This window comes from Rhodopseudomonas palustris, assembly GCF_003226555.1.
Lineage (GTDB): Bacteria > Pseudomonadota > Alphaproteobacteria > Rhizobiales > Xanthobacteraceae > Rhodopseudomonas > Rhodopseudomonas palustris_I.
Genome location: NZ_QKQS01000006.1, coordinates 21,078 through 46,732, shown reverse-complemented (window position 1 = coordinate 46,732; position 25,655 = coordinate 21,078). Strand labels below are relative to the sequence as shown.

At 65.4% G+C, this 25,655-nt stretch carries 22 protein-coding genes; 10 read left to right on the top strand and 12 right to left on the bottom strand.

The annotated features are described in order from the left end of the window. Positions 1 to 3 precede the first annotated feature (3 nt). Positions 4 to 543, bottom strand: a complete 540-nt coding sequence (locus DNX69_RS02225; protein WP_110784391.1) for a hypothetical protein — start codon at positions 541 to 543, stop codon at positions 4 to 6. Between the two features lie 176 nt (positions 544 to 719). Here DNX69_RS02225 and DNX69_RS02220 point away from each other — a divergent pair, with 176 nt between their 5' ends. From DNX69_RS02220 to DNX69_RS02210, 3 genes are all read left to right on the top strand, one after another. After that, entirely contained in the window at positions 720 to 920 is a 201-nt protein-coding gene (locus tag DNX69_RS02220) for a hypothetical protein (RefSeq protein WP_012495401.1), read from the top strand. A 17-nt stretch (positions 921 to 937) separates the two neighbouring features. Beyond that, positions 938 to 1,717, top strand: coding sequence for a hypothetical protein (locus DNX69_RS02215; RefSeq protein ID WP_110784390.1), 780 nt, complete (start codon positions 938 to 940; stop codon positions 1,715 to 1,717). A gap of 154 nt (positions 1,718 to 1,871) precedes the next feature. Beyond that, entirely contained in the window at positions 1,872 to 2,753 is an 882-nt protein-coding gene (locus DNX69_RS02210) for an oxygenase MpaB family protein (protein WP_110784810.1), read from the top strand. Positions 2,754 to 2,785: 32 nt separating this feature from the next. On the opposite strand, the gene DNX69_RS02205 is transcribed toward DNX69_RS02210, so the two are convergent. From DNX69_RS02205 to DNX69_RS02195, 3 genes are read right to left on the bottom strand one after another with little or no spacing between them, the layout of a single operon-like run. Then, positions 2,786 to 3,355, bottom strand: coding sequence for a DUF1254 domain-containing protein (locus tag DNX69_RS02205; RefSeq protein ID WP_110784389.1), 570 nt, complete (start codon positions 3,353 to 3,355; stop codon positions 2,786 to 2,788). Then, positions 3,352 to 3,930, bottom strand: coding sequence for a DUF1214 domain-containing protein (locus tag DNX69_RS02200; protein WP_110784388.1), 579 nt, complete (start codon positions 3,928 to 3,930; stop codon positions 3,352 to 3,354). The genes DNX69_RS02205 and DNX69_RS02200 overlap by 4 nt, the downstream gene beginning before the upstream one ends. 43 nt (positions 3,931 to 3,973) lie before the next feature. Further along, entirely contained in the window at positions 3,974 to 6,247 is a 2,274-nt protein-coding gene (locus DNX69_RS02195; RefSeq protein ID WP_110784387.1) for a transglycosylase domain-containing protein, read from the bottom strand. Positions 6,248 to 6,554: 307 nt separating this feature from the next. On the opposite strand from DNX69_RS02195, the gene DNX69_RS02190 reads away from it, so the two are divergent. The 4 genes from DNX69_RS02190 to DNX69_RS02165 are packed head-to-tail and all read left to right on the top strand — an operon-like array spanning position 6,555 to position 12,324. Continuing rightward, positions 6,555 to 7,691 carry an AAA family ATPase gene (locus tag DNX69_RS02190; RefSeq protein ID WP_110784386.1) on the top strand — a complete coding sequence of 379 codons (1,137 nt, stop codon included), beginning with the start codon at positions 6,555 to 6,557 and terminating at the stop codon, positions 7,689 to 7,691. Then, a complete protein-coding gene (locus DNX69_RS26495; protein ID WP_234826820.1) occupies positions 7,688 to 11,026 on the top strand; it encodes a tetratricopeptide repeat protein in 3,339 nt (1,112 codons plus the stop codon). The genes DNX69_RS02190 and DNX69_RS26495 overlap by 4 nt, the downstream gene beginning before the upstream one ends. Beyond that, entirely contained in the window at positions 11,023 to 11,532 is a 510-nt protein-coding gene (locus tag DNX69_RS02170; RefSeq protein WP_110784385.1) for a YcgN family cysteine cluster protein, read from the top strand. The genes DNX69_RS26495 and DNX69_RS02170 overlap by 4 nt, the downstream gene beginning before the upstream one ends. Before the next feature lie 54 nt (positions 11,533 to 11,586). Continuing rightward, a complete protein-coding gene (locus DNX69_RS02165; protein ID WP_110784384.1) occupies positions 11,587 to 12,324 on the top strand; it encodes a sulfite exporter TauE/SafE family protein in 738 nt (245 codons plus the stop codon). Between the two features lie 60 nt (positions 12,325 to 12,384). On the opposite strand, the gene DNX69_RS02160 is transcribed toward DNX69_RS02165, so the two are convergent. From DNX69_RS02160 to DNX69_RS02145, 4 genes are read right to left on the bottom strand one after another with little or no spacing between them, the layout of a single operon-like run. Then, complete coding sequence (locus tag DNX69_RS02160) at positions 12,385 to 14,313, bottom strand: TRAP transporter permease (protein ID WP_110784383.1); 1,929 nt, start codon at positions 14,311 to 14,313, stop codon at positions 12,385 to 12,387. Next, complete coding sequence (locus DNX69_RS02155; protein ID WP_110784382.1) at positions 14,310 to 15,269, bottom strand: TAXI family TRAP transporter solute-binding subunit; 960 nt, start codon at positions 15,267 to 15,269, stop codon at positions 14,310 to 14,312. The genes DNX69_RS02160 and DNX69_RS02155 overlap by 4 nt, the downstream gene beginning before the upstream one ends. A gap of 41 nt (positions 15,270 to 15,310) precedes the next feature. After that, positions 15,311 to 15,655: an AtuA-related protein gene (locus DNX69_RS02150; protein ID WP_110784381.1), complete on the bottom strand. Its 345-nt coding sequence runs from the start codon at positions 15,653 to 15,655 to the stop codon at positions 15,311 to 15,313. Next, complete coding sequence (locus DNX69_RS02145; protein WP_207803103.1) at positions 15,648 to 17,003, bottom strand: acyclic terpene utilization AtuA family protein; 1,356 nt, start codon at positions 17,001 to 17,003, stop codon at positions 15,648 to 15,650. The genes DNX69_RS02150 and DNX69_RS02145 overlap by 8 nt, the downstream gene beginning before the upstream one ends. A 103-nt stretch (positions 17,004 to 17,106) precedes the next feature. Here DNX69_RS02145 and DNX69_RS02140 point away from each other — a divergent pair, with 103 nt between their 5' ends. Further along, on the top strand, positions 17,107 to 18,024 hold the full coding sequence (locus tag DNX69_RS02140; protein WP_165825166.1) for a LysR family transcriptional regulator: 918 nt from the start codon (positions 17,107 to 17,109) through the stop codon (positions 18,022 to 18,024). A gap of 262 nt (positions 18,025 to 18,286) precedes the next feature. On the opposite strand, the gene DNX69_RS02135 is transcribed toward DNX69_RS02140, so the two are convergent. The 3 genes from DNX69_RS02135 to DNX69_RS02125 are packed head-to-tail and all read right to left on the bottom strand — an operon-like array spanning position 18,287 to position 21,947. Further along, entirely contained in the window at positions 18,287 to 18,493 is a 207-nt protein-coding gene (locus DNX69_RS02135; protein ID WP_110784379.1) for a hypothetical protein, read from the bottom strand. Next, complete coding sequence (locus DNX69_RS02130; protein ID WP_110784378.1) at positions 18,490 to 19,635, bottom strand: PepSY-associated TM helix domain-containing protein; 1,146 nt, start codon at positions 19,633 to 19,635, stop codon at positions 18,490 to 18,492. The genes DNX69_RS02135 and DNX69_RS02130 overlap by 4 nt, the downstream gene beginning before the upstream one ends. After that, the gene (locus tag DNX69_RS02125) at positions 19,632 to 21,947 is read right to left on the bottom strand and encodes a TonB-dependent siderophore receptor (RefSeq protein WP_110784377.1); all 2,316 of its coding nucleotides are present in this window, start codon (positions 21,945 to 21,947) and stop codon (positions 19,632 to 19,634) included. Before DNX69_RS02125 ends, DNX69_RS02130 begins: the two co-directional genes overlap by 4 nt. 374 nt (positions 21,948 to 22,321) lie before the next feature. Between DNX69_RS02125 and DNX69_RS02120 the strand changes: the two genes are divergently transcribed. Next, complete coding sequence (locus tag DNX69_RS02120; protein ID WP_110784376.1) at positions 22,322 to 23,644, top strand: caspase family protein; 1,323 nt, start codon at positions 22,322 to 22,324, stop codon at positions 23,642 to 23,644. Positions 23,645 to 23,649: 5 nt separating this feature from the next. Here the strand turns inward: DNX69_RS02120 and DNX69_RS02115 are convergent, their stop codons facing one another. Further along, positions 23,650 to 24,183, bottom strand: coding sequence for a hypothetical protein (locus DNX69_RS02115; RefSeq protein WP_234826819.1), 534 nt, complete (start codon positions 24,181 to 24,183; stop codon positions 23,650 to 23,652). 314 nt (positions 24,184 to 24,497) lie between these two features. On the opposite strand from DNX69_RS02115, the gene DNX69_RS02110 reads away from it, so the two are divergent. Further along, positions 24,498 to 25,637, top strand: coding sequence for a patatin-like phospholipase family protein (locus tag DNX69_RS02110; protein ID WP_110784375.1), 1,140 nt, complete (start codon positions 24,498 to 24,500; stop codon positions 25,635 to 25,637). Positions 25,638 to 25,655: the final 18 nt, after the last annotated feature.

Genomic DNA, 25,655 nt, shown 5'->3' with positions numbered 1-25,655 from the left:
GAGCTAACGGCGCGGTTTTGCGGATTTGCGTTGCGTTTTGGCGGCGCGTGGTTTGGCCGCCCTGCTGCGGGTGGCGCGGGAGGCGCGCGCGGCCGGCTTACTGCGGACGGCCGGCCGTTCGGCGGTGTCCGCCGGCTGCGCCTGGGCGAAGGATTGGCGCAGGCTGTCGAGACCCGTGCCGATCTCGCCGATCTGCTCGGATAGTTTGCGGATCTCGCTGCGCTGCGCCGCGACCAGCGCTTGGATGTCGTGGAGCTGATCCTGCAGCGCCTGCAATTGATCGATCGACTGCTGCTGGGTCAGCTCCAGCCCCTTGGTTCGTTCCACCAGCTGTTCGGAGGTCTGGGCGACGCGGGCCTGCACCTGGCGGCCGGCGACGACGCGTTCCTGCTCGGGGCTTGTGCCGCTGGCGATCCGCCACAGAAAGATCGTGCCGATTCCAGCGACGATCAGCAACAAGGCAGCGGCCGCAATCGCAATCGGCTGGGCGCCGAGGGCGGGGAGAGGGCGGGCACGCAGATCGGTTGGCGGAATCTCGATCATGGAGGTCACAAGCCTCACGTCGACGTCAGGTTCCCCATCCCCGACAGTGACGCTAGCACCGCACCCGTCCGGGTTGCAACCGCGAGGCGCTCTGCCATTAACAGTGCATTAACCATAACGGCTCCTTAATGCGGCGCGCGGTGATCGGCTCGGGGAAAGGACGCGGAGAGACCGGAATGGGCACCATCATTGAATTCCCGGCGGATGCGGCATCGCGGCGGCCGGGGTCGCCCATGGTCGCATCGTCCGACCGCTCCGCTACCGTGACGATCCTTCCGGTGATCCGAATCGAGCGCCACGCCGAAGCCGGCAGCGACGGCGGGCCGAAGCAGGGCGATGCGCCCGGCCGGCGCCGGCGCCGCCGCGCTCGCTCCTGAACAGAGTCAGCTCGTCAATGTCCGCGGTCGGCCGTCCGGTCCTGATCCGGGGCGGGGCCGCCCGAACGGCTCTGCTCCTTCCCACGCTCGCCGCCCTCGCACTCGGCGGCTGCGCCGGCGGCGATTTCGGCCGCACCCGCCGCGACTTCGTCACCGACGACATGCATCGCTGGATCGGCGCCGAGGCGACCGGCAGCATCGGCCTCAAGGCGTCGGCGTTTCAGCTCACCGACCAAGAGCGCACGATGCGCGACATGGCGTATCCGCTGATCGAGGCTCCGCACGCGCGCCCGGCGTGGAAGAGCGTGTTCGGCGATTATCAGCCGATCGCCGCGCCGTGGCGGCAGCAGCCGCCGTTCGATCGCACAGCCTACGGCAAGCTGCTGATCGACGAGCCGCATCGTTCGCACTCGTCGCGCTACAACGAGCTGATCCAGGACGTGCGCAACGACCTGACGATGTTCGAGCCGTTTCAGTTCACCGCGGCGCGGGTGCTGGAGCTCGACCAGAAGCGCAACGCCAGCCTGAAGTACATCTCCGATCTGTCGCCGCGCGAGCGCGAGGACGCGGTGGCGCGGATGGAAGAGAATGCGCTGATCGTGCAATGGGTGCAGCAGTGCCTGCGGCGGCGCGCGTCGTCGTATCGCTGGGCGCTGGAGCGGCTGGTAATCATGGCGCCGGACGGCATCGCGGCCGACGCCGACCGGCTGATCGCCGAACTCGAAGCGCAGGCCAACACTATCGGCCGGTCCGGCCAACCGCCGTCGCAGGGCGCGGCGGTGGTGCGGAAGGGATGAGCCGCGAGTAGTCGGCGCCGGTGATCCGCGGACCTCGCATCGCGTCATTTCAATGACGCGGCGCCGCATGTCGGTGACGACCTCCCAGCTTCTATACGCAAGACCATTCTCCATGCGGCAAACGACTGTGTGCGCGGTATTGGAGGATATGCTGATGATCGACTCGCTCGAGCCGCAGGTCACGACGGCTGACGCCTTGACCGCACCGAACGGCTCTCCCGAATTGGCAGAAGCCCAGCGTGCGGTTTGGCGCATGGCTCACATCGACTTCCCGTGGGACATCAACAAGGCGCTGGAATTCGCGCTGCTACGCACGTATGCGGTGCCGTCGATTTCCGGGCTTCTGGCGCGAACCGGCGAATTCTCGAAGCGCGTCTCGAAGCGATACGACGATACGGCGCTGCTGATCCGCGAGGTGCTGCGCAACGGCTTCGACAGCGATCGGGCGCGTCGCGCGTTCGACCGCATCAACGCGATGCACGGACGCTTCCGCATCGCCAATGACGATTACCTGTACGTCCTCTCGACCTTCGTCTTCGCGCCGATCGATTGGGTCGGCCGCTTCGGCCATCGGCCGATGACCGAGGTCGAACAGCATTTGTGGTTCGTCTATTGGAACGAGTTCGGGCGGCGGATGGGCATCGACGGGCTGTATCCGGACATTCAATCGTTTCGCGCGTTTGCGGACGAGTTCGAGCGGACCCGGTTCGTCTATGCGCCGTCGAACCGGCTGATCTCCGAGCGGACGATCGACCTCGTGTTGTCGGATTACTTCGTGCCGCGCATTCTGCATCGCGGTGGGCGACAGGTTGCGCTGGCCATCACCGACCGGCCGCTGGTCGAGGCACTGGGATTCAAGTATCCGTCCGCTCCGTTGCGCGCGCTCGCCTTGGGCGGGCTCGGACTGCGCCGCGTGATCCTGAAGCTGCTGCCGAAGCGCCGGGCGCCGAAGTGGCAGGAGATCGGCGGCCGGACCTATCCGGAAGGCTACAATATCGAAGAGTTGGGCACGTTTCCCCGCGCCAAGGGCGCTTGACGATCAGCGCTGGCGGGTTGCCGATGCTGTGATCAGGATTGCGACTTGGCTCGCGGCTCCGGTTGCACCTTGCAGGTCGCGGCTTTCAGCGCGGTCCGTGCCTGCGGCATCAGGCCGGGCTCGGAGGCGAGCGCCTTCATCACGATCAGACCGGTGGGGGTGGGAGAGTCGATGATCAGCCGGTCGGCGGCCGTGACGTCCTCTTCCTCGGGCATTTCGGCGTGTTGCTCGGCGGTCATCAGGTCGAGCTCGATCACCTTGCGGCCCGCGGAGCGGTCGTTGATCGCGTAGTAGGCGACTTCATTGCGGGTGTAGAACGACACCGCAGTGTAGGCTTGGCTCACCGGCACTGCCAGCTTGATCGGTCCCTTGGAGAGATCGTAGCGGCACACCGCCATCGCGAATGCCGGATCGAGCAGCGGCAGCGGCGCGCTGTTCGGCGTGACGTCCGGCATTTGCGTCACCGCGTTGACCTGGGTCAGCGGCGTCAGCCGGGCGTAGGCGTCCTGGCCGGCGATCCGCGGCAATACCAGGATGGTGACGAGATGCACGATGCCGCCGAGCACCAGACCGGCGACGATGGCGATGGCGATGCGGATCATGGGCAGCCGATGGTGGCGACCGCCGGCATCGGCGCGTCGCGTTGAGTCCGGGTGGCGATGCCGACCGGCGTGTCGTACAGCCGCAGCATCAGCCAATAACGATCGACGCCGCCGGTCGGCAGCCAGTTGCCGCCGCGGGCACGGGATGCGATCCGGATCTTGAACTTGCCTTCGGCGTCGCGAATGATTTCCTGGCTGGTGAAGCCGTAGCGCTCCAGCGTGTTGGCGACCAGATTGCCGCGCGGATCGTACAGCGTCAGCGTCCAGAACCGCGCCGCCGGAGTGACGCCGCTGACCTCGACGTCGCAGCGGCCGTCGAGAGGGCGCTTATTGTCGTCGGTGGTGGCGAGGAACGAGATGCCGTCGCCGGCGCCGACCGGCAGCGCGCCGCTGCGCACGATCGCGGCGCGGGTGTAGGGATCGACTTCCGCGGTGCCGACGCGCGGCCGCGCCGTCCAGGCGCCGATCGTCAGCGTGCCGAGATCGGTGCCGATCGTCGCGGTGGTCCAGGTGGCACCGATGCCGACGCCGGCGGCGATCAGCAGCGTCAACAGAGTGAGGACTATCAGGCGCACGTCGCAGCCATCCCCGATGTCGTCAAGGCAATCATCGCCGCGCTCAATTCTTGCGCGCGGCCGGCGCGTCGCTCGACGCCGCCGCCAGGCTGTCGGGGAAACCCGCCGCGCCGGACGAGACCTTGCGGCCGGTCTGGGCCGGCGCCGCAGCCGGAGCTGCATCGAGCGTGTGGAAGGTGTCGTCGAGCATCTTTTCGACCCGCACCAGGATCTCGGCGCCGCGCCGTGTCAGCACCGGCGGCGCCTGCTTGACGTCGGCGGTCTCGGCGCCGGTGGGGCGCGCGCCGGGCGCGGCCGGCAGCTTCTCGCCCATGCCGACGCCGGCGAGCTCCTTGATCTCCACACCCTGATGCGCGGCGGTCATGATGTCGTGCCAGGTCTGGGCCGGCAGCGAGCCGCCGGTCATCCGGTTGGTCGGCGAGTAGTCGTCGTTGCCGTACCACACCGCGCAGGAGAAGTTGCCGGTGTAGCCGACGAACCAGGCGTCGCGATAATTGTTGGTGGTGCCGGTCTTGCCGGCGGCCGGGATGCCGTCGAGCCGGGCGCGGCGCGCGGTGCCCTCGGTGACGACGTGGCTCATCATCCCGGCCATATCGGCGGCGATGTTGGCCGGGATCGCGCGCTTCGGCTGCGGGCCGTCGCGGTCCCAGCGCCACACCAGATCGCCGGCGCCGGTGCGGATTTCCAGCACCGCATGCGGCCTCACCGCCATGCCCTTGTTCGGGAAGGTGACGTAGGCCACCGCGTGCTCGACCACGGTGACCTCGTCGGCGCCGATCGGCAGCGACGGGGTGTCCGGCAGCGGCGCGGTGAGGCCGAAGCGGCGCGCCACCTCGACGATCTTGGCGCGGCCCTTCTTGGCCGAGTCCCACTGGTTCTTCGGATTGCCGCCGATCGCGATCGACAGCTTCACCGGCACCACGTTGATCGAGCGGGTGATCGCCTGGGTCAGCGTCACCGAGCCGGAATAGGAGTGGCCGTAGTTCTGCGGGCACCAATTGCCGAGGCAGACCGGGCCGTCGACCACGATCGAGTTCGGCTTGAAGCCGTTCAAGAGCGCCGTGGTGTAGACGTAAGGCTTGAACGACGAGCCGGGCTGGCGATAAGCGTCGACCGCGCGGTTGAACTGGCTGGCGCCGTAGTCGCGGCCGCCGACCATGGCGCGGACGCCGCCGTCGAGATCGGCCACCACCGTCGCCGCCTGGGTCGCGTGATAGTCGCGGCCGAACTGGCGGAGCTGGTTCTCGATCGCGCCCTCGGCGGCGCGCTGCACGTTCATGTCGATCGCGGTGCGGACCACGAACACGCGCTCGGTGTAGGATTTCGGGAAGGTGTCGACGATCTTGCGGACTTCGTCGAACGCCCAATCGAGATAGTAGTTCGGCGAGTTCTCGTCGCGGCGGTCGACCACCGAGGCGGGGTTGCGCCGCGCGCCGAACACCTGACCCTCGGTCATGAAGCCGGCGTCGACCAGATTGTCGAGCACCTGGTTGGCGCGGGCGCGCGCTGCCGGCAGGTTGATGTGCGGGGCGTATTTGGTCGGCGCCTTGAACAGGCCGGCGAGCATCGCGGCCTCGGCGAGGTTGATGTCGCGCACCGATTTGTTGAAGTAGAAATGCGCCGCGCCGTCGACGCCGAAGGTGCCGCCGCCCATATAGGCGCGGTCGAGATACAGCTTCAGGATCTCGTTCTTGGTCAGCCGGGTTTCCAGCCAGATCGCCAGGAACGCTTCGTTGATCTTGCGCTCGAGCGTGCGCTCGTTCGACAGGAACAGGTTCTTGGCGAGCTGCTGGGTGATCGACGAGCCGCCCTGGCGCACGCCGCCGGCCTGGGCATTGGTGACCAGCGCGCGCAGCGTGCCGGCGACGTCGATGCCGAAATGGTCGTAGAACCGCCGGTCCTCTGTGGCCAGGGTGGCCTTGATCAAATTGTCCGGGAAGTCCTCGAGCGGGATCGCGTCGTTGTGCTTGATGCCGCGGCTGCCGATCGGATTGCCGTAGCGGTCCAGGAACGTGACGGCGAGATCGGACTTCTTCAGCCAGTCCTCGTCGGCGGTCTCGCGAAACGCCGGCTGCGCCAGCGCCAGCAGCGCGATCAGGCCGAGCAGGCCGATCGAGGCGGCTTCCGACAGCGGCTCGATGAACACCCAGCGCTTCCAGCCGCCGACATAGAAGCGGTCCATATAGGTCGAGAACCGCTCCCACAGTTCTCGGATACCGACCGCCGATGAGAACAGCGTCGAGTCGAGGCGAGCGTCGAGATCCAGAAACCAGTTCCGGACCCGCTGCTTCCAATTGTCTGGCAGAATCTTCGGCACCGGGCTTCCGACCCTTGGGTAACGACGCCGCCTCGGCGCCGGAATGACGTCTTGCGGCAGCGTTGCGGCAAACCAAAGGCGATTCGACGCGCTTCGAAATCCTTTTCCTTCTAGCGGAGCTGGGCAGACAAACCAATGGTGCCGCAGCGATTTCGGGGAACCCCGAGGCAGACGGCCCACACCTCGGCTCGTTCGGATCGAATTCAGCAAAGTGAAGCGCTAGGCGGCTTCGCAACTATTCATTGACGAATAAATCCAAAAATGAATATATCGCCGATATTGAATAATGGTATTGTGGAGGCGTCCGATGGCGCACCGGGATTGCGAGACGGAAGAGATTTTACGGCTGCTGGAAGCAGGAAAGAGCATCCAGATGCTAGCGCCGCGGCGGGTCGGCAAGACTTGGCTGATGCACGAGGTCGAGCGGCAGCTCAAACAGCAAGGATGGCTGACGATCTTCTCGGATGTCGAGGGGATGGCGAACGAAGAAGAGTTCCTCCGCGATCTCTGCAAGAAAATCGAGGATGCGGGGTCGCTTGCCGAGCGTGCTCGCGGTCAGATCCTGCATCGGCTCGAGCAACTCACCACCGCGAGCATCGAAGGCGGCAATCTGATTGGTGCGATCGGCCGAGTCGACGTCAAGCAATTCTCCGAGGCACTGGTGGCTTCTCTCCACGAGCAAAACGCCAAAGTGCTGATCCTGATCGACGAGATTTCGCTGTTCGTATCGGCGCTGATCTCGAAGGGGCCGGAGGCGGCGCAGGCGTTCCTGTATCACTTGCGCAAGCTGCGCCAGTCCTACCCCAACGTGCGCTGGCTGCTGACCGGATCGATCGGACTCGACGTCGTGGCGCGGCGGCTGGGGCTCGGCGGCGCCCTGATCGATCTCGAAATCTTTCCGCTCGAACCGTTCTCCGCGCAGGAGGCTCGTGCGTTCATCGACGCGCTGTGTGCGGGTCGCAAGGTGCGGTGGCGGTTCGTCCTCGACGATGCCGGCTTCGATTATCTGGCCGCAGAGCTCGGTTGGCTGTCGCCCTATTATCTCGAACTGATTGCCAATCGGATCAGGCTGTCGTCTAACGATGGCGGAGCGACGGCCGTCCCGACGATTGCAGACATCGACCGCGCCTTCGACGAACTCCTCGGGCACGCCTACCGCAATAATTTCGTCGCCTGGGAAGAGCACCTCAACAAGAACTTCCCAAAGCCGGACACCGATGTTCTGTACGCGATCCTGGATTGTTGCTGCGGTGCCCGAGGCGGCGAGATTGCGTCGACCATCCTCGCCGGCGTCAATCAAAGGCATCCCGCGGTCACGCATCGCGATCTGATGAATCTGATGACTGCCTTGGCCAACGACGGCTTCGTGACCGAGACCGAAGGCCGCTGGCGCTTTCGTTCCGGCCTGCTGCGTCGATACTGGTTGAAGTATATCCACGCATGACCACGCTCGGCATCGCCATATACGACCCACGTCGTCTCGGCCGCGAGGACTTCCTAGCCGGTTTCGTCGCGCGCGGCGACTTCGTCGATTTCCTGCTCGACAAGCTGCGGCACATGACGGAGGTCGCCGAGCATCAACTGATCGTCGGGCCGCGCGGCATGGGCAAGACCAGCCTGTTGCGCCGACTTGCGATCGGCATCGCCGACGACCCGGTGCTCGAGCAACGGTTCATTCCGCTGAGCTTCCGCGAGGAACAGTACAACGTTCGATCGCTCGATGCATTCTGGCGCAACTGTGCGGAGTCGCTCGCCGAATCGTGCGAAGACGTCGGCAAGCAAGACGTCGCCGATGAGATCGACCGCGGCCTCGCAACGGAGGTGTGGCGCGAGTCGGGCTCTGCTGCGCAAGCCTTCCAGTTGCTTTGCGCGCGGCTCGGTGGGCGACCGGTGCTGTTGGTCGACAATCTCGATCTGATCCTGGACGCTTTGTCGCCGCAACAGAATTGGGAGCTGCGGCGCGCGCTGCAGGCGCCCGGCGGGCCGATTGTGTTCGGTGCGGCGACGCACATGCTGCGGCAGAGCGCCGATCGCGATGCCGCGTTTTACGAGTTTTTTCATCCCCACATGCTGCACCCGCTGTCGGAAACCGAATTGCGGCAATGTATGTATCGGCTGGCCGAAGCGCGCGGCGAATCCGGCCGGCCGGTGCGCGAGGTGCTGGAACGCGAGCCGGAGCGGATCCGCACACTGCATAATCTGACCGGCGGCAATCCGCGGGTGCTGGTGCTGGTCTATCAATTGCTTGAGCGCACCGAGAGCGACAGCGTGTTTCGCGATCTCGAAGTGCTGCTCGATCAGATGACGCCGTATTACAAAGCGCGCGTCGAAGAATACCAGACGGAGTTGCAGCGCGCGATCATCGACGCCGTCGCGCTGCACTGGCATCCGGTCACGTCGAAGCAGCTCGGCGAGATCACCGCCGTCGAGATCACCACGATCTCGTCGCAGCTCAATCGGCTGAAGAACGACGGCGTGATCGAGGAGGTAGAAACCTCCGGCGCGCGCGCCGGCTATCAGCTCGTCGAGCGTTTCTTCAACATCTGGTACCTAATGCGCCACGGCACTCGCCGCACCCGGCAGAAGGTGGCCTGGCTGACGGCGTTCCTCAGTAGTTTCTATGCGCCTGCCGAGCTGATCAAGATGAAGGCAGAGGTCAGCTTGCGACTACATCCGCTATATCGTGAGGCTTTGGAGGCGATTGGGCCGTTTGAGTTGGTCGACCGAACCGTGAAGTCGGGTGGCCGCTCTGCTCTTACCAAGATTGTTCGTCGCTTGGACGAAGCTCAGCAACTTGCGATTGCTTCACGAAATGAAGAAGCAATTGCGGTCTGTGACGAAGTCGTAAGTGCATTCGGGTCTTACGAGGAACCGGAGATTCGGGAAGAAGTTGCTCGTGCACTGTTTAACAAAGGAGTCGCGCTGGGGGTATTGGGAAGAGTGGATGACGAAGTTGCTGCCTATGATGAGGTGGTGCGGCGCTTCGCGGGAGACAAGGATGCCGACGTGCTTAGCCACGTTGCTCGTGCTCTATTCAATAAGGCGATTACCATCGGAGAACTTGGGCGTTCTGATGATGAAGTCGGGATTTATGACGAGATAGCAAAACACTTTGCTGCGGCAGAAGAGCCTGGACTGGTACTCCAAGTCGCCCGAGCGTTGGTGAACAAAGGAGCGAGGCTTGGAATGTTGGGGCGTCACGAAGAAGCGATTGTTACCTATGTCGAGGTGGTCAATCGCTTTGCGGCGATGGAGGATATTCAGATTCGAGGGGAAGTGGCTGACGCTCTCATCAACAAAGCTGTCATGCTTGAAGCCTTGGGAAGGTTGGAAGACGCTATCGCGTGTTATGACGAGGTGGTCAGTCGGAATGGTGAAGCGGAGGAACTGGTGCTCCGCGAAGCGGTTTCGCGCGCATTGGTAAATACGGCCGTCTCATATGGAACTCTTGCGCGGAACGTGGATGCGATATCCGTTTGTGACAAAGTTATCGATCGGTTCGGTGGTGCCAATGAACCGGAGCTGCGTATACAGGTTGCTAGATCGATGGTCTGCAAGGGGGCGGGTTTGCAGGCATTGGGGAGAAATTCGAGTGCTATTGCAATCTTTGATCAAGTAATAACCAGTTTTGGTTATTCCGGGGCGGTGTCATCTCTCAGAGTAGTTGCTCAAGCCTTGGTCAACAAAGGGCAGGCCCTTGAGGCGGATGGTCGGAGCGATGACGCAATAGCAATCTACGACGATATTATCAGTCGGTTTGGACATTCGTCGGACCTTAATGTTCTTTGGGGAGTTGCGATTGCGCGATTCTACAAGGGGGGGGTGCTCGGGGGCTTGGGGCAGATTGAGGGGGCAATTGCATCGTATGATGATATTGTGAGACAGTTCGGTAATGTACGGGAGCCGGAGCTACTTTCACTAGTGTTGGGTGCGTTGGTTGGTAAGGGACTAAACCTTAGGTCTCTGGGGCAGATCGACAACGCGTTCGCAGTATTCGAAGAGGCGACAAGTCGTTACCGAGACTTTTTCGCGACAGGCGTTCCTCGAGTTCCTAGTATGCAGATTGTGGCGGCTTTGGCAGCCAAAGAGACGTCTGTGATTGCCATTGAAAAGGGGCAGTTTTCAGAGGCAGAGCGATGCCTACGCTTCGCCATTGAACTCAACTCACACGATGACGATGCTTGGTGTAGGCAAGGAAATGTGATTGCCGATCATTCAGACCGCTTTGAAGAAGCCGAGGCTGCCTATCGCAAAGCGGTTGCAATCTCCGGCGATCCTGTGTTGCCGCGGGCCAATCTAGCTTGGCTCTTGGTCGCCTTGGATCGGCTTGACGAAGCTGATCAGATTGTTGTTTTGCTCGATGATCTCGATCCTGTTGGATGTGACCTCCTTCAGGCAGCTCGCGCGCTCGCGAGCGACAATTTCGGCGAGGCGGCTGAATATCTGCAACGTGCTCTGGAAGGTGACCAGGGGCAACTTCACTCGACGTTTTCTGACGACCTGCTCCGGCTGCTCCGGATCGCGGTGAAACGCGGCTATGGCGAGAAGTTGATCGCGTGGTTCAACCAATCCGGGCAGGCGGAACGACAGGCGCCGGTCTACGCGGCATTCGTTGCTTTCGTGCGCGGTGAGCGGTTCTTGCTGGACTTCAGCCCGGAAGTCCGTAAACCGGCCGAAAAGATGTTCCGCTGGCTGAATTCGCGTGCGGACCGGTCTCCTGCAACTCCAGATAAGCCCGCGCGTAAGCGTGGACGACCGCGTAAACGCCAGATCGCATGACAAAACCGCAGAAGCGCTCCCCCCAGGACGGTTTCTTCTGGAAGACCAAGACGTTGGAACAGCTCTCCCCAACCGAGTGGGAGAGCCTGTGCGACGGCTGTGCGCGCTGCTGCCTGGAAAAGCTCGAGGACGAGGACTCCGGGCGGATCTATTTCACCGAGGTCGGCTGCCGGCTGCTCGATGCGGGCGGCTGCGCCTGCCGGGATTATCCGAACCGGTCGGATCGGGTGCCGGACTGCGTGCGGCTTACCCCGAAAGAGGTCCGCGAGCTGACCTGGCTGCCGCCGAGCTGCGCCTACAAGCTCGTCGCCGAGGGCCGCGACCTGTACTGGTGGCACCCGCTGATCTCCGGCGATCCGAACACCGTGCACGAGGCCGGCGTCTCGGTGCGGGGGCGGGTGGAGCGGACCGAGACCGAGGTCCCGGTCGAGGAGCTCGAAGATCACATCGTGTCGTGGCCGGCCCTGCTGCCGAAGCGCGCCAAGCTGAAACAACGGCCGAGGTAGCTCCGCTTCCCTCGCCACCGGCGGCGCCCGCCGCCGCTCTATTGAAGGACTTGCATGACCGCGCTGATCATCATCGCCGTCGCCGGCCTGTGGGCCGGCGTTCAGAACACGCTTGCCGGTGGCGGATCGTTCGTCACGTTGCCGGCGCTGCTGCTGGCCGGGCTGTCGCCGTTGTCGGCGAACATCACCTCCACGGTGGCGCTGTTTCCGGGGCAGCTCGCCTCGGGCTATGCCGGCCGCGGCATGGTGCGCGGCGTCGGCGAGGTCAGCTTCCGCGCGCTGGTGTTCACCAGCCTTGTGGGCGGCGCCGCCGGCGCACTGCTGCTGTTGATCACGCCGCCGACTGTGTTCGCCAAGATGATCCCGTGGCTGGTGCTGTTCGCCACCGCGATGTTCGCTTGGGGCAGCTTCGGCCGTAAGCCGACCGCGCAAGCCGGGCAGGTCGGCGCGCCGGTGCTGATCGGCATTCAGTTTCTGATCTCGGTCTATGGCGGTTACTTCGGCGGCGGAATCGGCTTTCTGATGATGGCGGCGCTGTCGATCGCCGGCATGACCGCGCGCAACGCCGGCGCCACCAAGAATGCGCTGGCGGCGGCGATGAACGCCTCGGCGGTGGCGATGTTCGCGTTCTCGCCCGAGGTGAAATGGCTCGAGGCGCTGGTGCTGGCGGTGTCGTCGACGGTCGGTTACTTGCTCGGCGTCTGGGTGCTGCGCCGGGTCAACGAAACCTGGCTGCGTGTGGGCGTCGTCGCCCTCGGCATTGCGCTGACGATCGGGCTGTTCCTGCGCTGAGGATGAGCGGCGCGGTGCGTGATCGCTGATCGCGCCCCGCGCCGGCCCGCCGACTTGCGTTCACGCCAGCGCCGGCCGATTGCCGGCACTGCGCTTGCGCCACGCCCACCACAATCCGATCCCGACCAGCACCGAGGCGACGAGGCCGATCCGATACGGCGCGATCGCCAGCCCGGCCATCGCCACCGTGGCGACGACGTCGAGCGCCCGCAGCCCGGTGATGCGCGCGCCGCCGAACAGCAGCGCAAACGCGACCACGAACAGGATGCCGGAGATCGTCGCATCCGCGATCGCCAGTGCTCCGCCGGCGCCGAGCATGCCCGGGTACATCAGGAACAGGAACGGCACGACGTAGGTCACCGCGGCTATCTTGCAGGCCCCGATGCCGACCGGCAGCCACGGCGTCTTGGCGATGCCGGCGGCGACGAACACCGCGACGCAGACCGGCGGGGTGATCACCGAGATGGTGGCGAAGTAGAACACGAACATGTGCGCCACCAGGGTGCCGGAGCCGGCCTTGATCAGCGCCGGTGCCAGCACCGCCGCGACCAGCACATAGGCCGCGGTGGTCGGGATGCCCATACCGAGCACGAGGCAGATCAGCGCGACCAGCAGCGCCAGCACGAACATCGACTCGCCGGCGAGCGAGGCGATCAGGTTCGACAGCGAAATGCCGAGCCCGGTCATGTTGACCATCGCCACCAGGATCTGCGCGCCGATCAGCAGTACGCCGATCAGCACCAGGCCGCGGCCGGCATCGGCGAGCGAGTCCAGTGTCACGACGCCGAGCGCCTTGAGATCGGTGAGGCTGCGCACCTGCACCGCCGCGTAGGTGACGATCAGGCCGACGATGCCCCAGAATGCGGACGTCTGCACCGAGCGGCCGAGGAACACGCCGGCGAGCAGACCGCCGAACGCGGCAATGATCGGCGCGACCCGCGCGAACGTGAGTACGCGCCGCCACTGCGGAATTTCGTTCTCCGGCACCACGGGCAGAGCGCCGCTGACGGCGCGGACGTGGATGGTGAGAAACACGCCGAGATAGAACAGCACCGCCGGCAGGATCGCCGCCAGCATGATGCCGGCGTAGCTGGTGCCGATGATCTCGGCCATCACGAACGCGCCGGCGCCCATCACCGGCGGCGCGATCTGGCCGCCGGTGGAGGCGACCGCCTCGACCGCCGCGGCGAAGGCCGACGGATATTTCAGCCGCTGCATCAGCGGAATGGTGAAGTTGCCGACGGTGGCGGCGTTGGCGACCGCGCTGCCGTTGATGGTGCCGAACAGGCCGGAGGCGATGGTGGCGATCTTGGCCGCGCCCCCCGGGGAACGACCGCCGAGCAGCACCGCCAGATCCATGAAGGTCTGGCCTGCGCCGGTGAACAGCAGCACGCTGCCGAACAGCACGAAGGCGGCGATGGTGGTGGCGGCGACGCCGGTCAGCAGGCCCCAGATGCCGAGGTCGCCGAGCAGCAGAGTCTCGGTGATGAAGTCGGCGTCGAAGGCGCGATGCGACAGCGGACCGCCGAGATGATGGCCGTACAACGCGTACAGCAGCGAGGCGATCACGATTCCCGGAAAGATCAGGCCGACAGCCCGGCGCGCGGTTTCCAGCACCGCGAACACCAAACCGAAAGTGAGGACGCGGTCGTACCATTCGGCGGTCGGCAGATCGACCATGATACGGTCGTGGTTGAACGCCACATAGGCGCTGGCCGCAACCGCGACGGCGATGATGGCTGCATCGATCACGATGCCGATCGGCCGCCAGCGCGTGCCGATGCCGAGCGGGTAGAGCAGGGCGGTGATCGCCACCACCAGCGCGGCAAACACCGGCCGCTGGATCAGGCTGTCGAACTGCCCGAACGCCGCGGTGTAGAGCACGAACAGCGACAGCGCGACCGAGAGCCAGCGCACGCCGAAGGCCCGCGCGCCGGACGGCTTGTGCACCGTCCGGCCTTCTTCGTTGAGTTCGGTTTCGCCGGTCATTTCGGCGCGATCCGCTGCGGAATCGTCAGGCCCTTCTCACGCAGATACTTCGCCGCGCCGGGATGCAGCGGGATCGACCCGTAGTCCACCGTCATCTTGGCGATGTCGGCGCCCTTCAGTTCGGCCAGCGCGTTGGATTGCACGCTGCTGTCCTCCATCACCGCCTTGACGATGTTGTAGACCTCGTCTTCCGGCAGGTCGGCGCGGCCGACCACAGCGAGGCCGAAGCTCCAGGTCTTGTAGGCCGGCACTCCGTCGGCGGCGCCGGCAGGAACGTCCACGACGCCGAGATCGGGCATCTCGGTCTGGATCTTCTTGGCCTGATCATCGGTCAGCGACAGCACCTTGATCGGCGTGAAGGTGGCGATGTCGAGGGTCGAGCCGTCGAGCTTGTTGCCGGCGCCGCTCTTGACGTAACCGATCGCGCGGTTGTCCTTGACAGCGTCGACGATGTCGGAGGTCGAGCCGCGCACCGCATCGACATTGACGCCGAGCAGCTTGAACACGGCTTCGGCGGTCTTCTCCGTCGAGGAGCCGCGTAGCCCCGGATTGAACTTCTTGCCGGCGAGACCCGCGAGCGAGCCTACGCCGCTGTCGGCGCGCACGATCACGTTCTGCGGCGCGGCGGTGTAGACCCACAACAGGCGGACATCGACCGGCTTGCCGGCGAACGACTCCTTGCCGGCGAATGCCTGATAGCCGGTGTTCGTCGTCACCAGGCCGAGGTCGATCTGCTTGCGGTCGAGCCGGCGCAGATTGTCCACGGTGGCGCCGGTCTCGACCACGGCGCTGTCGACGCCTTTGACCTTGGAATTGATCAGCTGCGACACCGCGACGAAGTAACCGTATTGCGACGACGACGAACTGGTCGAGCCGATCAGCAGTTTCTGCTGTGCGGACGCCAGAGTGGTGCCGGCGCATAGCAGCGCGGCCGCGACGGCGAGACGTTTGAGCATGGGGTTCCTCCTGTTTGTTCGTTTGTTTTGATTGTGGTGGTCTACGTCTTGGCGAATTGCACGAGCTCGTCGGGCACGGCGATCGTCAGCTCGAGCAGGCGGAAGCTGAGCGTCTTGCCGTGGGAATCCAGATTCAACGCCTGGGTGACGCCGCCGTCGAGCACGCCGTCGAGCACGAAATTCATCGCCGACAGCTTCGGCAGCAGGTAGCGCGCGATCTCGGTCGGCTTGCGGTGGGCGAACATCGCTTCCACCGCGGCGGTGGTGACCTCGCGCGCGAGCAGCTCGTACAGTTCCGGCGCGTAGGCGATCAGCGAGATGTTGAGGCGGTCGCCCTTGTCGCCGGCGCGGGCGTGGGCGAGGGCGTGCAGCGGCAGCTCACGCATGGCCGGCCTCCATGATCTCGACCCTCGGGGCGACCGCGTCACGCGGTACGTAGCACGAGGTCGCGGCGATCCGCGGTCGCATCGCCAGGCGAATGCCGCCGCCGGCCGCGGGGCCGGTGCAGTACAGCGATTCCACTTCGGCCAGCCCGCGCTCGACCGAGGCCTTGTCGGGCCCGGCAAAGGCGACGCGCAGCCGCACGTCGCGCGCGGCGCGCGGGTCGGCGCCGCTCATCATCGACCACGCATCGCCGCCGTCATCGGCGAGCACGCTGAGCACGCCGATCGCGTCGCAGCGGATCTTCAGGCTGCCGGGCGCGCGGCGCCGGACCACGTCGGCGGCGAGCCGCGCCCGCGCCAGCGCGTTCGGGCCGTAATATGAGATCTCACCTTCGCCGAGCCAGCCGCCGTCGTAGCAGACCGTCACCTTCAGCGTATCGGGGCGGCGATGGCCGCGGACGCCGTCGACCCGCACCCGGTCGCCGCCGAGCTCGGTGACGCTGGCGTCGCTGATATCGGCGACCACGTCCGGCGTCAGATAGGCGGCAGGATCATGCACTTCGTACAGCAATTGCTCGGTGACGGTGCGGCGATCGACCAGTCCGCCGCCCTTCGCCTTGCCGATCACGAAGCCGCCGTCCGACTGGATCTGCGCGATCGGAAAGCCGATGTCTTCCGGCATCGGCACGTCCTTAAAGCCGGGATCGGCGAAGTAACCACCGCTGACCTGCGCGCCGCATTCGAGCAGGTGCCCGGCCATGGTGCCGCGGCCGAGCCGCAACCAGTCGTCGAACGCCCAGCCGTAATGATGAATCAGCGGGCCGAGCGTCAGCGACGGATCGGCGACGCGGCCGGTGACGACGATCTGCGCGCCGTCGCCAAGCGCCTGCACGATCGGCGCGGCGCCGAGATAGACGTTGGCGGAGACGAGTAGATCGTCGCGCGGCAGATCCGGGGCGGCTTCGCGCAGGACCGCAAGGCCCTCAGGGCCGAGCATGTCGTCGCCGGTGACCACGCCGATCCTGGCCCTGGTGCCGCGCTCGGCGGCGAGATCGGCGATCAGTCGCGCGGCGGCCGTCGGATTGGCGGCGCCGAAATTGCCGACGATGGTGATGCCGGCTTCGAGGCAGTCCTTCAGCACCGGCTCCAGCAGCGGCTTCAGTTTCGGCTCGTAACCGAGCGACGGGTTTTCGCGCCGCCGCAATTGCGCCAGCGCCAGGGTGCGTTCGCCGAGCGTCTCGAAAATGATCGCGGCGCGTGTCCCCGCCGCGCGCAGGTCGCGCACCACCGCCACCGGCGCGTCGATACGGTCGCCCGAAAATCCGGCGCCGCCGCCGATCAGCATCCCCATCGCGTTTCCTCGTGTTCTTGTCGGCGGCAACGATGCCGTGGAGGAAAATAGGTGTCAACGATGAAGAAAGTCCGATATATAATCGATACCTATGAATATAACTTTGAGACAGCTGCAGGTATTCGTCGCCGCGAGCCGCGCGCGTTCGTTCAGCGAGGCCGCCGACAAGCTCGGGATTTCGCAGCCGAGCTTGAGCGGCACCATCGCCAAGATCGAGGCGCAGATCGGCTTCAAGCTGTTCGATCGCACCACGCGCTCATTACTACTCACTCCAGACGGCCGCGATCTCGCGGCGGTCGCGGAGGATCTGGTCCGCGATTTCGAATCCGCGCTCGATGGCATCGCGGTGCGCGCCGCCGGCAAGCGCGGCCGGGTGTCGCTGGCGGTTCTGCCGTCGGTCGCTGCCACGGTACTGCCGCGCGCGCTACGTGCCTTCGCCAAACAGTTTCCGGAGATCGACATCGCGGTCCACGACGTGCTGCAGGATCGCGCGGTGGCGCTGCTGCGCAACGGCGTGGTCGACTTCGCGGTGACGATCCAGGCCGGCTCGTATCCCGAACTGGCTTACGAAGAACTCGGCGCCGATCCGTTCTTTCTCGTGTGCGAACGCGGCCACGCGCTGGCGCGGCACAAGACCGCGCAATGGAGCGATCTTCCCGACTATCCGTTCATCGCGCTGCTGCCGACCACCTCGGTGCGCCGCTTCACGGACGCGGCGATGGCGCAGGCCGGAATCGCCGTCCGGCCGCGCTACGAGGTCGAGCAGATCCTGTCGGCAGTGACGCTGGTGTCGGCCGGCCTCGGCGTCACTGCGCTGCCGGCGCTGACCCTGGCGATGTTCGACGAACGCCGGTTAGCGGTGCGGCCGCTCGAGGAGCCGGCGATCCATCGCCGGATGGGCGTACTGACGTTGAAGGAGCGCACGCCGTCGGCGCAGGCACGCTTCCTCCTGGAAGCCGTGCGTAAGGCGTTCGCGACCGCCAACAAGCGCGTGTTCACCGCCGCCAAGCCACCGGACTGACAGCGGCCAGACGCGGCCAATTGCAGAGGGCGGGTGTGAATTGGTGAAGTCGTCGGAGCTGCCAGGAGAGCGGTCGCATGCATGACATGACCGGCGTAGCCCCACTCTGCGTCGTCATCCCCGCGAAAGCGGGGATCCAGTATTCCAAAGTGGTCGCGTTCGGCCTGTTCGACCCCACGAGACGAATACAGCAGCGCTCTGGGATACTGGGTCGCCCGGACGAGCCGGGCGATGACTTTGTGCGTGTGGACGGGCCGTGGCTCTATCGAGACGGGGCTGGTTTTGCGCCAAGGCGCCAGTACACCACCGCCACCGCAACGGGCAGTGCGAGCGCGATCCAGGAAATCCAGTCCCACAGCCCATCGCCGAGCAACGCCGTCGTCAGGCCGAGGGCGGTGATGACGCCGATTGCGAGCGGGGCGGCGAAGATCTGCGCGGTGGTCTGAGACGCTCGACGGGTCCTGGTCATGCGGGCCTCACGTCGGCGGGCTGCATCGGGGCGCTGCGGGCGCTGCCGCCGAAGCGCTGTTTCGCGATCCACAGATACAGGCCGCTGGCCAGTACGACGATGCAGACGAGGTCGAGCAGGGCCCAGAGGATCTTCAGCGGCAGGCCCCCATAGTCGCCGAAATGCAGCGGCCGCGACATCTGCAGCAGCGTCAGGTACCACGGCATCGGCGGCACCAGCACCGGTACGGTCTGGTCGACGTCGACCAACGTCGGCGTGGCAATCAGCGCCGTCAAAGCCGAGTCGCCCTTCATCCACACCACCAGATGCCGCGGGCTGCCGAAATTCTCCGCGGTCGGCATCGTGATCGAGGTGAGGCGGCCGTCGGGTAGCGCAGCGCGGACCCGCGCGATGGCCTGGTCGAGCGAAGATGCCTGCGCCACCGGCTCGCCGCGGTGCGGCGCCAGCAGAGGCGGCAGCTCCTGGCTCCGCCAGTAATCGTACATCGGCATCGCCAGCGTGTTGATCGCGCCGGTGATCCCGACGACGAACAGCCAGACCGTGGTGACGATCCCGAACAGATTGTGCAGGTCGAGCCATTTCAGCCGCCGCGAACGTTGCCGGACCGTGCCGAAGGCGAGCCTGCGCATGAACGGCGCATAGACCACGACGCCGGAGACGATCGACGCCACAAGCACGAGGCCCATCGCACCGAGGAACAGTTCGCCGGGCAGCTCCAGCAACAGGTTCTTGTGCAGCAGCAGGATGATGTCCATCACGCCGCGCTGCGGCTTCTCTTCGCCGAGCACCGCCTTGCTGTGGGCATCCATCACCAGGCGATAGAATTGCCCGCGCATCGGCTTCGGTGTCGGCGACATCGTCACCACGACCACGCCCGGCTGTTCGTCGCGCCAGTTGACGAACAGTACATGATCGCCGGGGCGGGAGTCTTGCGCGGCCCGGACAACGTCGTCGACCGGCGCAGCGGGTGCCTCGCGCATCTGGTTCGGCGGCACGAAGTGCTCTTCGGTCAGTTCCCCGATCTCCTCATGGAAGATCAGCGGCAGGCCGGTGAGGCACAACAGCAGCATGAACAGCATGCTGATCAGCGAGGTCCAGGTGTGGACCTTGCTCCAGATCCGTAAGCTCCGTGTCCCGGTCACCAGCGATAGCTCGCGGTCGCGGTGATCACCCGCGGGGCGATGTACTGGCAGCCGCCGGTGGCGGTGCACATTGTATTGTCCTTGTTGGCGATATTCTTGACGTTGAGCGCCAGGTTGATGCCCTTCGGCTGGCGATAATGCAGCCCGGCGTCGAACACCGTATACGCGTCGTTGGTGAGCGTATTGAGGGTGTCCATGTAGGACTCGCCGATGTAGCGGAAGCCGGCGCCGAAGCCCCATCCGGCGAGCGGTCCGCTCTGCAGGGTGTAGTCGGCGAAGGCCGACGCCATGTGGCGGGGGATCAGCACCGGCATCTTGCCGACGTCACCGTTGTTGCTCTGGGTATTCTTTAAATTCTGCAGCGTGTAGCTCGCCAGAATATTGAGTCCCGGCACTGGCTTGGCCAGCAGCTCCAGCTCCAGGCCGCGCGAATTCACCTGGCCGGTCTGGATGTTGTAATTCAGATGGTTCGGATCGGCAGTCAGCACATTGTCCTGTGTAAGGTCGAACACCGCGGCTGTGAACAGGAGATCGCGGTTCGGCTGGAACTTGATGCCGCCCTCGTATTGCTTCCCTTTGGTGGGCTTGAAGGCGTTGGAGTTGAAATCGACGCCCCCTGTCGGCAGAAACGATTCGGAATAGCTGACATAGGGCGCGAGGCCGCTGTCGAACACGTAGGTCAGGCCGGCGCGCTTGGTGAAGGCGGTGTCGTCGTTCGGCTGCGGCACGCCGGTGAGGCGGTTGAGGATGGTCTGCTGGGCGGCGTCGTAGCGGCCGCCGAGCGTCAGGATCCAGTTCTGCAGCTTGATCTGGTCCTGCAGATAGACGCCCGCCTGGTTCAGGTTCTGCTTGTAGCTCTGCAGCCGGAACGTCGGCATCGCCACCGGCTGGCCGTAGATCGGATTGAGTAGGTTGAGCGACGGCGCGATGCCACCGAATGACTCGCCGTCGAGCTTGAACGCCTGATAATCGGTCCCGATCAGCACGGTGTGCTGCAGCGGACCGGTCGAGGTCTTGGCGATGACGTGGTTGTCGATGCCGAAGCTGTCGCTGTTCTCGAGCACTCGGCGCGCGTTCCGTGGAAACACGGTTTGGGTGTCGAGCGGCGTGCCGGCCTGGGTAATGGAACGATACTCCAGATCGACGTGGCCGTAGCGCGCCCGCGAGCGCACGATCAGATTGTCGCTGAAGCGGTGCTCGAACTGATAGCCGATCCGGTACTGGGTCTGGTCGAAGGTGTTGTACGACGGATCGCCGGCAAACAGCGGCAGCGCGCGCATGTTGACGACCTTGCCGCCGCGGACCGTTGCGATCGACAGCGGGCTGGCGATGCCGGTGACGTCGTGCTGATAGTCGCTGAGGATCGTCAGGGTGGTGTCGTTGGTCGGCCGCCAAGTCACCGCCGGCGCGATATAGGCGCGGTCGTCCTTGATCTTGTCGGAGAACTTCGCGACCTGCGCGTCGGAATCCCGCAGCACGCCGGTGAGCCGATAGAGCACGGTTTTGTCCTTGTCGACCGGGCCGCCGACATCGAATGCCCCCTGCAGCCGGTCGGCGCTGCCGATCAGGCCGACCACCTCGCCGAACGCTTGCTCGGTTGGGCGCTTGCTGATCAGGTCGATCAGGCCGCCGGGCGGGCTCTGGCCGTACATCACCGAGCTGGGGCCCTTGACGACGTCGATGCGCTGCACGCCGTAGGGTTCGTTGCGGAACACCGAGAAATAGGCCGAGCCGTTGGCGGTGTCGCGCAGGCCGTCGCGGAAATTGGAAAAACCGTTGGTCTCGAAGCCGCGGATGCGCGCCTGATCGTAGCGGGGATCGCCGCCGAACGTCTGCACCGCGACGCCGGCGGTGTATTGCAGCGCCTGCGCCACGGTGTCGATGCCGCGCGCATCGAGATTGTCGCGGCTGATCACGGAGACCGACTGCGGCGTCTCGATCAGCTTGGTGTCGGTCTTGGTGCCGCTGGCGCTGACGCTCGGCACGAAGCCGGCAACCGGATCGGTGCCGCGCTCGAACACCGCGCGCTGCACCGGCTGCACCGGCTGCGGCGCTTGCACGGCACGCTGCGCGGGGCGTCGCGCACGGCCTGCCGCGGAGCGGCTTCTGTCGCGTGCCGGCTGCGCCTGGCGCCGGCTGGCCTCCGGGGCGGCGACCTCGACCGCGGGCAGCTCGGTTGCTTGCGGTTTAGCGCTTTGCGCGACGGCCGCCGCCGGCATCGACACCAATGGTGCGATCAACGCGCTGCGCAGCAACAGTGCGCTGGCCACAGAATTACGACCGGCATTCGCGCCGGCATTGACGAACTTCATCGCTCACCCCCAAGTCGAGGCAGGGGAGTATTCGAATGCCGCCGCGTGTATCAACGCTGTTGCAAAGCTATTGCGCGAAGCCAGTTTGGAATTGATTGAAGATCATCGAGCCAGAACGCGGCAGTGATCGTCACGGCGGATCATCGCCTTGATTTCATTGAAGCGAGCGGTGCGTGGCGACAGCGACGGGCCGAGCGGTTCGTCTTTTTGAATCGCTCCAATCAAGCGCTGCCGGCTCGGGGATATCGGCGCTCGACGACGTTGCAGAGACCGTCCTCAGAGCCGAGCTTGGTAACATGCGGACGAAACTGGCTTTTGCCACGTCGTGGAATCCGGGTAGGCTGCGGTTCAAAGCGGGGCTGAACGGATCTGGCATGGGGCGGATCGCGACCGGGGTTGCGCTGATAGTGGTGGCGGCGCTGTGGCAGTCGCCAGCAGCCGCCGACAAGCGTGTTGCATTGGTGGTCGGCAATTCCGGCTATCAGCACGTCGCGCGGCTGGACAATCCCAAGCACGACGCGACGCTGATGGCGGACACGCTGCGCGCGATCGGATTCGATCTGGTCGGCGATGGCGCCCGGCTCGATCTCGACAAGCCAGCGCTCGACAGCGCGATTCAGGCATTCGGTCGGGAGAGCGAGGGCGCCGACGTCGCGCTGTTCTATTATGCGGGCCATGGCGTCCAGGTCGGCGGCGCCAATTATCTGGTGCCGGTCGCCGCCAATCCGGTGCGGGAGGCCGATGTCGATTTTCAGATGGTCGACGTCAACGTCGTGCTGCGGCAGATGCAGGGGGCGGGGACGCGGCTGAAGATCGTGGTCCTCGATGCCTGCCGCAACAACCCGTTCGGCGCGCGCGGGCTGCGCGCCGGCGGAGGCGGGCTGGCGCAGATGCGGGCGCCCGACGGCACGCTGATCTCCTATGCGACCCAGCCCGGCAGTGTCGCGCTCGATGGCGCGGATGGCCACAGCCCGTACACGCGTGCGCTGTCGGCGACGGTGCGGCGCGTCGGGCTCGACATCTTTCAGACCTTCAACCAGGTCGGCCTGGCGGTGATGCGGGCGACCGCCGGCGCGCAGCAGCCGTGGGTGTCGTCGTCGCCGATCGACGGCACGTTCTACTTCGTCGCGCCGCAGCCGGCCGGGACGGCCACGACCGAGGAGGCGCGGCTGAGCGAGCCGCGGAGCGACCGCGACCGGGCAATGCTGACCGGCGCGGTCGAGCTGCGCGAATTGCGCGAGCGGCTGTACGAGCTGAATTTCGATCCCGATCAGCCCGACCCGAGCAACGGCCTGCGCCGCGCCATCACCAAGTATCAGCAGAAGGCCGAACTGCCGCAGACCGGGGAGGCGACCGAGGGGCTGCTCGACCGGTTGCGCGAGACCGTCGATCTGCGGCCGTGGGGCTCGATCGTCTACGATCCAGACAAGGAGAAATGGGGCATCTCCTGGAATCATCGCAGCCGCAAGGCTGCGGTGACGGACGCGCGCTCGAACTGTGGCTCGGCGCCGTGCGCCGTCGAACTCAGCTTCTACGGCTCGCGCTGCGGCGCGTTTGCGGTCTCGCGCGACTCTTGGGCGCTGCTCGACCGCGAGAGCCTGCAACTCGCCAAGGACGCGGCGCTGAGCTCCTGCGCGAAGTCCGGCAAGGGATGCCGGATCATCGGCGCGGTCTGTGCCGACGGCTCCGGCCGCTGACGGGGCTACTGCTTGGATGCGGTCCAGGTGCCGACGCAGCCGTCGGAGCGCCGGAACGTGCCGGAGCCGTGACGGCCGGAGAACCGTCCCGACGATGTCCAGCTCACCCCGCCGGACGATCCGGAGCCGGTGGCCTGTCCGCTCGCGGCGAGCCGTCCGGACGTGTATTGCCCGACGATCCGTCCGCTGCTGATCAGCACGGCCTCTGAAGCCGCACCGCACGGCCGGCCGACGCTGGCGACCAGCCAGGCGCCGTCGAAATTGTCGCCGCCGCCGCTGCTACGTCTTGTGCTGCGCCGCTCGCGGGGCTCGGACCGGCTGGCGCGGGACGGGCGCGGCGGGGCGGACTCGCGGACGACCTTGCGGGAGCCGGACAGCGTCTTGTCGGTGTTGCCGATGCTGCCGCCGGCGCTACCGGATTGGGCGACGGCGAGGTGTGGCGATGCGGCGAATGCCAGCGTGGCCGACAGCAGCGCGGCACGGATGATGGATCGGGTCGCGATTGTCGTCATCGAGCGGCCTTCCGGACTGATCATCATGATCGGATATCGGTCGATCGGGGACCAATCCGCAGCCTGCGCATCGAGAACCGAAGCGCAGAATGACGCATCCTCCCTCTGCCAGCTTTGCCGGTGCGCTGGTAGCAGTCAAGTCCAGCTTGTGTACGCGTTGCACCCCGACCTGACGACGCGCCACTTAGCAGCTGATTACTTTACAGCAGGATCGAGCGGTGCTAGCGTTCAACCATAGGTCGTATTTTGCTGCTTGATTGATAGTTGGATTGTCGGCGCGTCATGCGCCGCATCGGGAATTGAACTGACTGGTCGTCCAGCCGATTTGTGAGGGCAAGGGCATGACCGACTCTCCTGTAGGACGTGTTCCGACTGAAATCGTCGCACCGAAGCTCGAGGACGGCATCGCGCTGTGCCTGTCCGGTGGCGGCTACCGCGCGATGGTGTTTCATGTCGGCGTGCTGTGGCGGCTGCACGAAGCCGGCATCCTGAAGACCGTCAAACGGATTTCCAGCGTATCGGGCGGTTCGATCACGGCCGGCCTGCTGGCGTTGAAATGGCCGGCATTGAGTTTTGCGGCGGGCAGCACCACGACGGAGTTCGTGGGGGAGGTGGTGGCGCCGCTGCGCGCCTTCGCGGGCGAAACCATCGATGCGGGATCGATCCTGTGGGGGATCGCGCTGCCCGGCGTGTCGATCGGCGACGAGATCGCCAAGGCCTACGACAACGGGCTGTTTCACGGCGCCACGCTGCAGGATCTGCCGGACGCGCCGCGCTTCGTCATCAACGCCACCAATGTGCAGTCGGGCGTGCTGTGGCGGTTCGCCAAGCCCTATATGCGCGACTATCGGGTCGGCGAAGTGCGGAATCCAACGGTGACGTTGGCGCAGGCGGTGACGGCGTCGTCGGCGTTTCCGCCGGTACTGTCGCCGTTCCAGCTCCGGCTCGATCCGACCAAATTCACGCCGAATTCCGGCGACGATCTGCAACGCGAGCCGTTCACCAGCCGGGTGTTTCTGACCGATGGCGGGGTCTACGACAATCTCGGGCTCGAGACGGCGTGGAAGCGCTATACGACCGTGCTGGTCAGCGATGCCGGCGGCCAAGTCGCTGCCGAGGAAGAGCCGGCGACCGATTGGGCACAGCACTCCTATCGTGTGCTCAATCTGGTCGACAATCAGGTCCGCTCGTTGCGCAAGCGGCAACTGATCGACTCGTTCAAATCGCATGTGCGGCGCGGCGCCTATTGGGGCATCCGCACCGACATCACCGACTATCAGCTCTCCGACGCGCTGCCGTGCCCGCACATCCGCACCATGCAGCTCGCCGAGATCGCGACCCGCCTGAAGCGGCTCGACGACGTCACCCAGGATCGGCTGATCAATTGGGGCTACGCGGTGTGCGACGCGGCGCTGCGGAAACACGTCGATGCCGGGTTGCCGGCGCCGAAACAGTTTCCTTATCCGCAATCGGGCGTGTGAGATCGGGGCGGTCGTGCC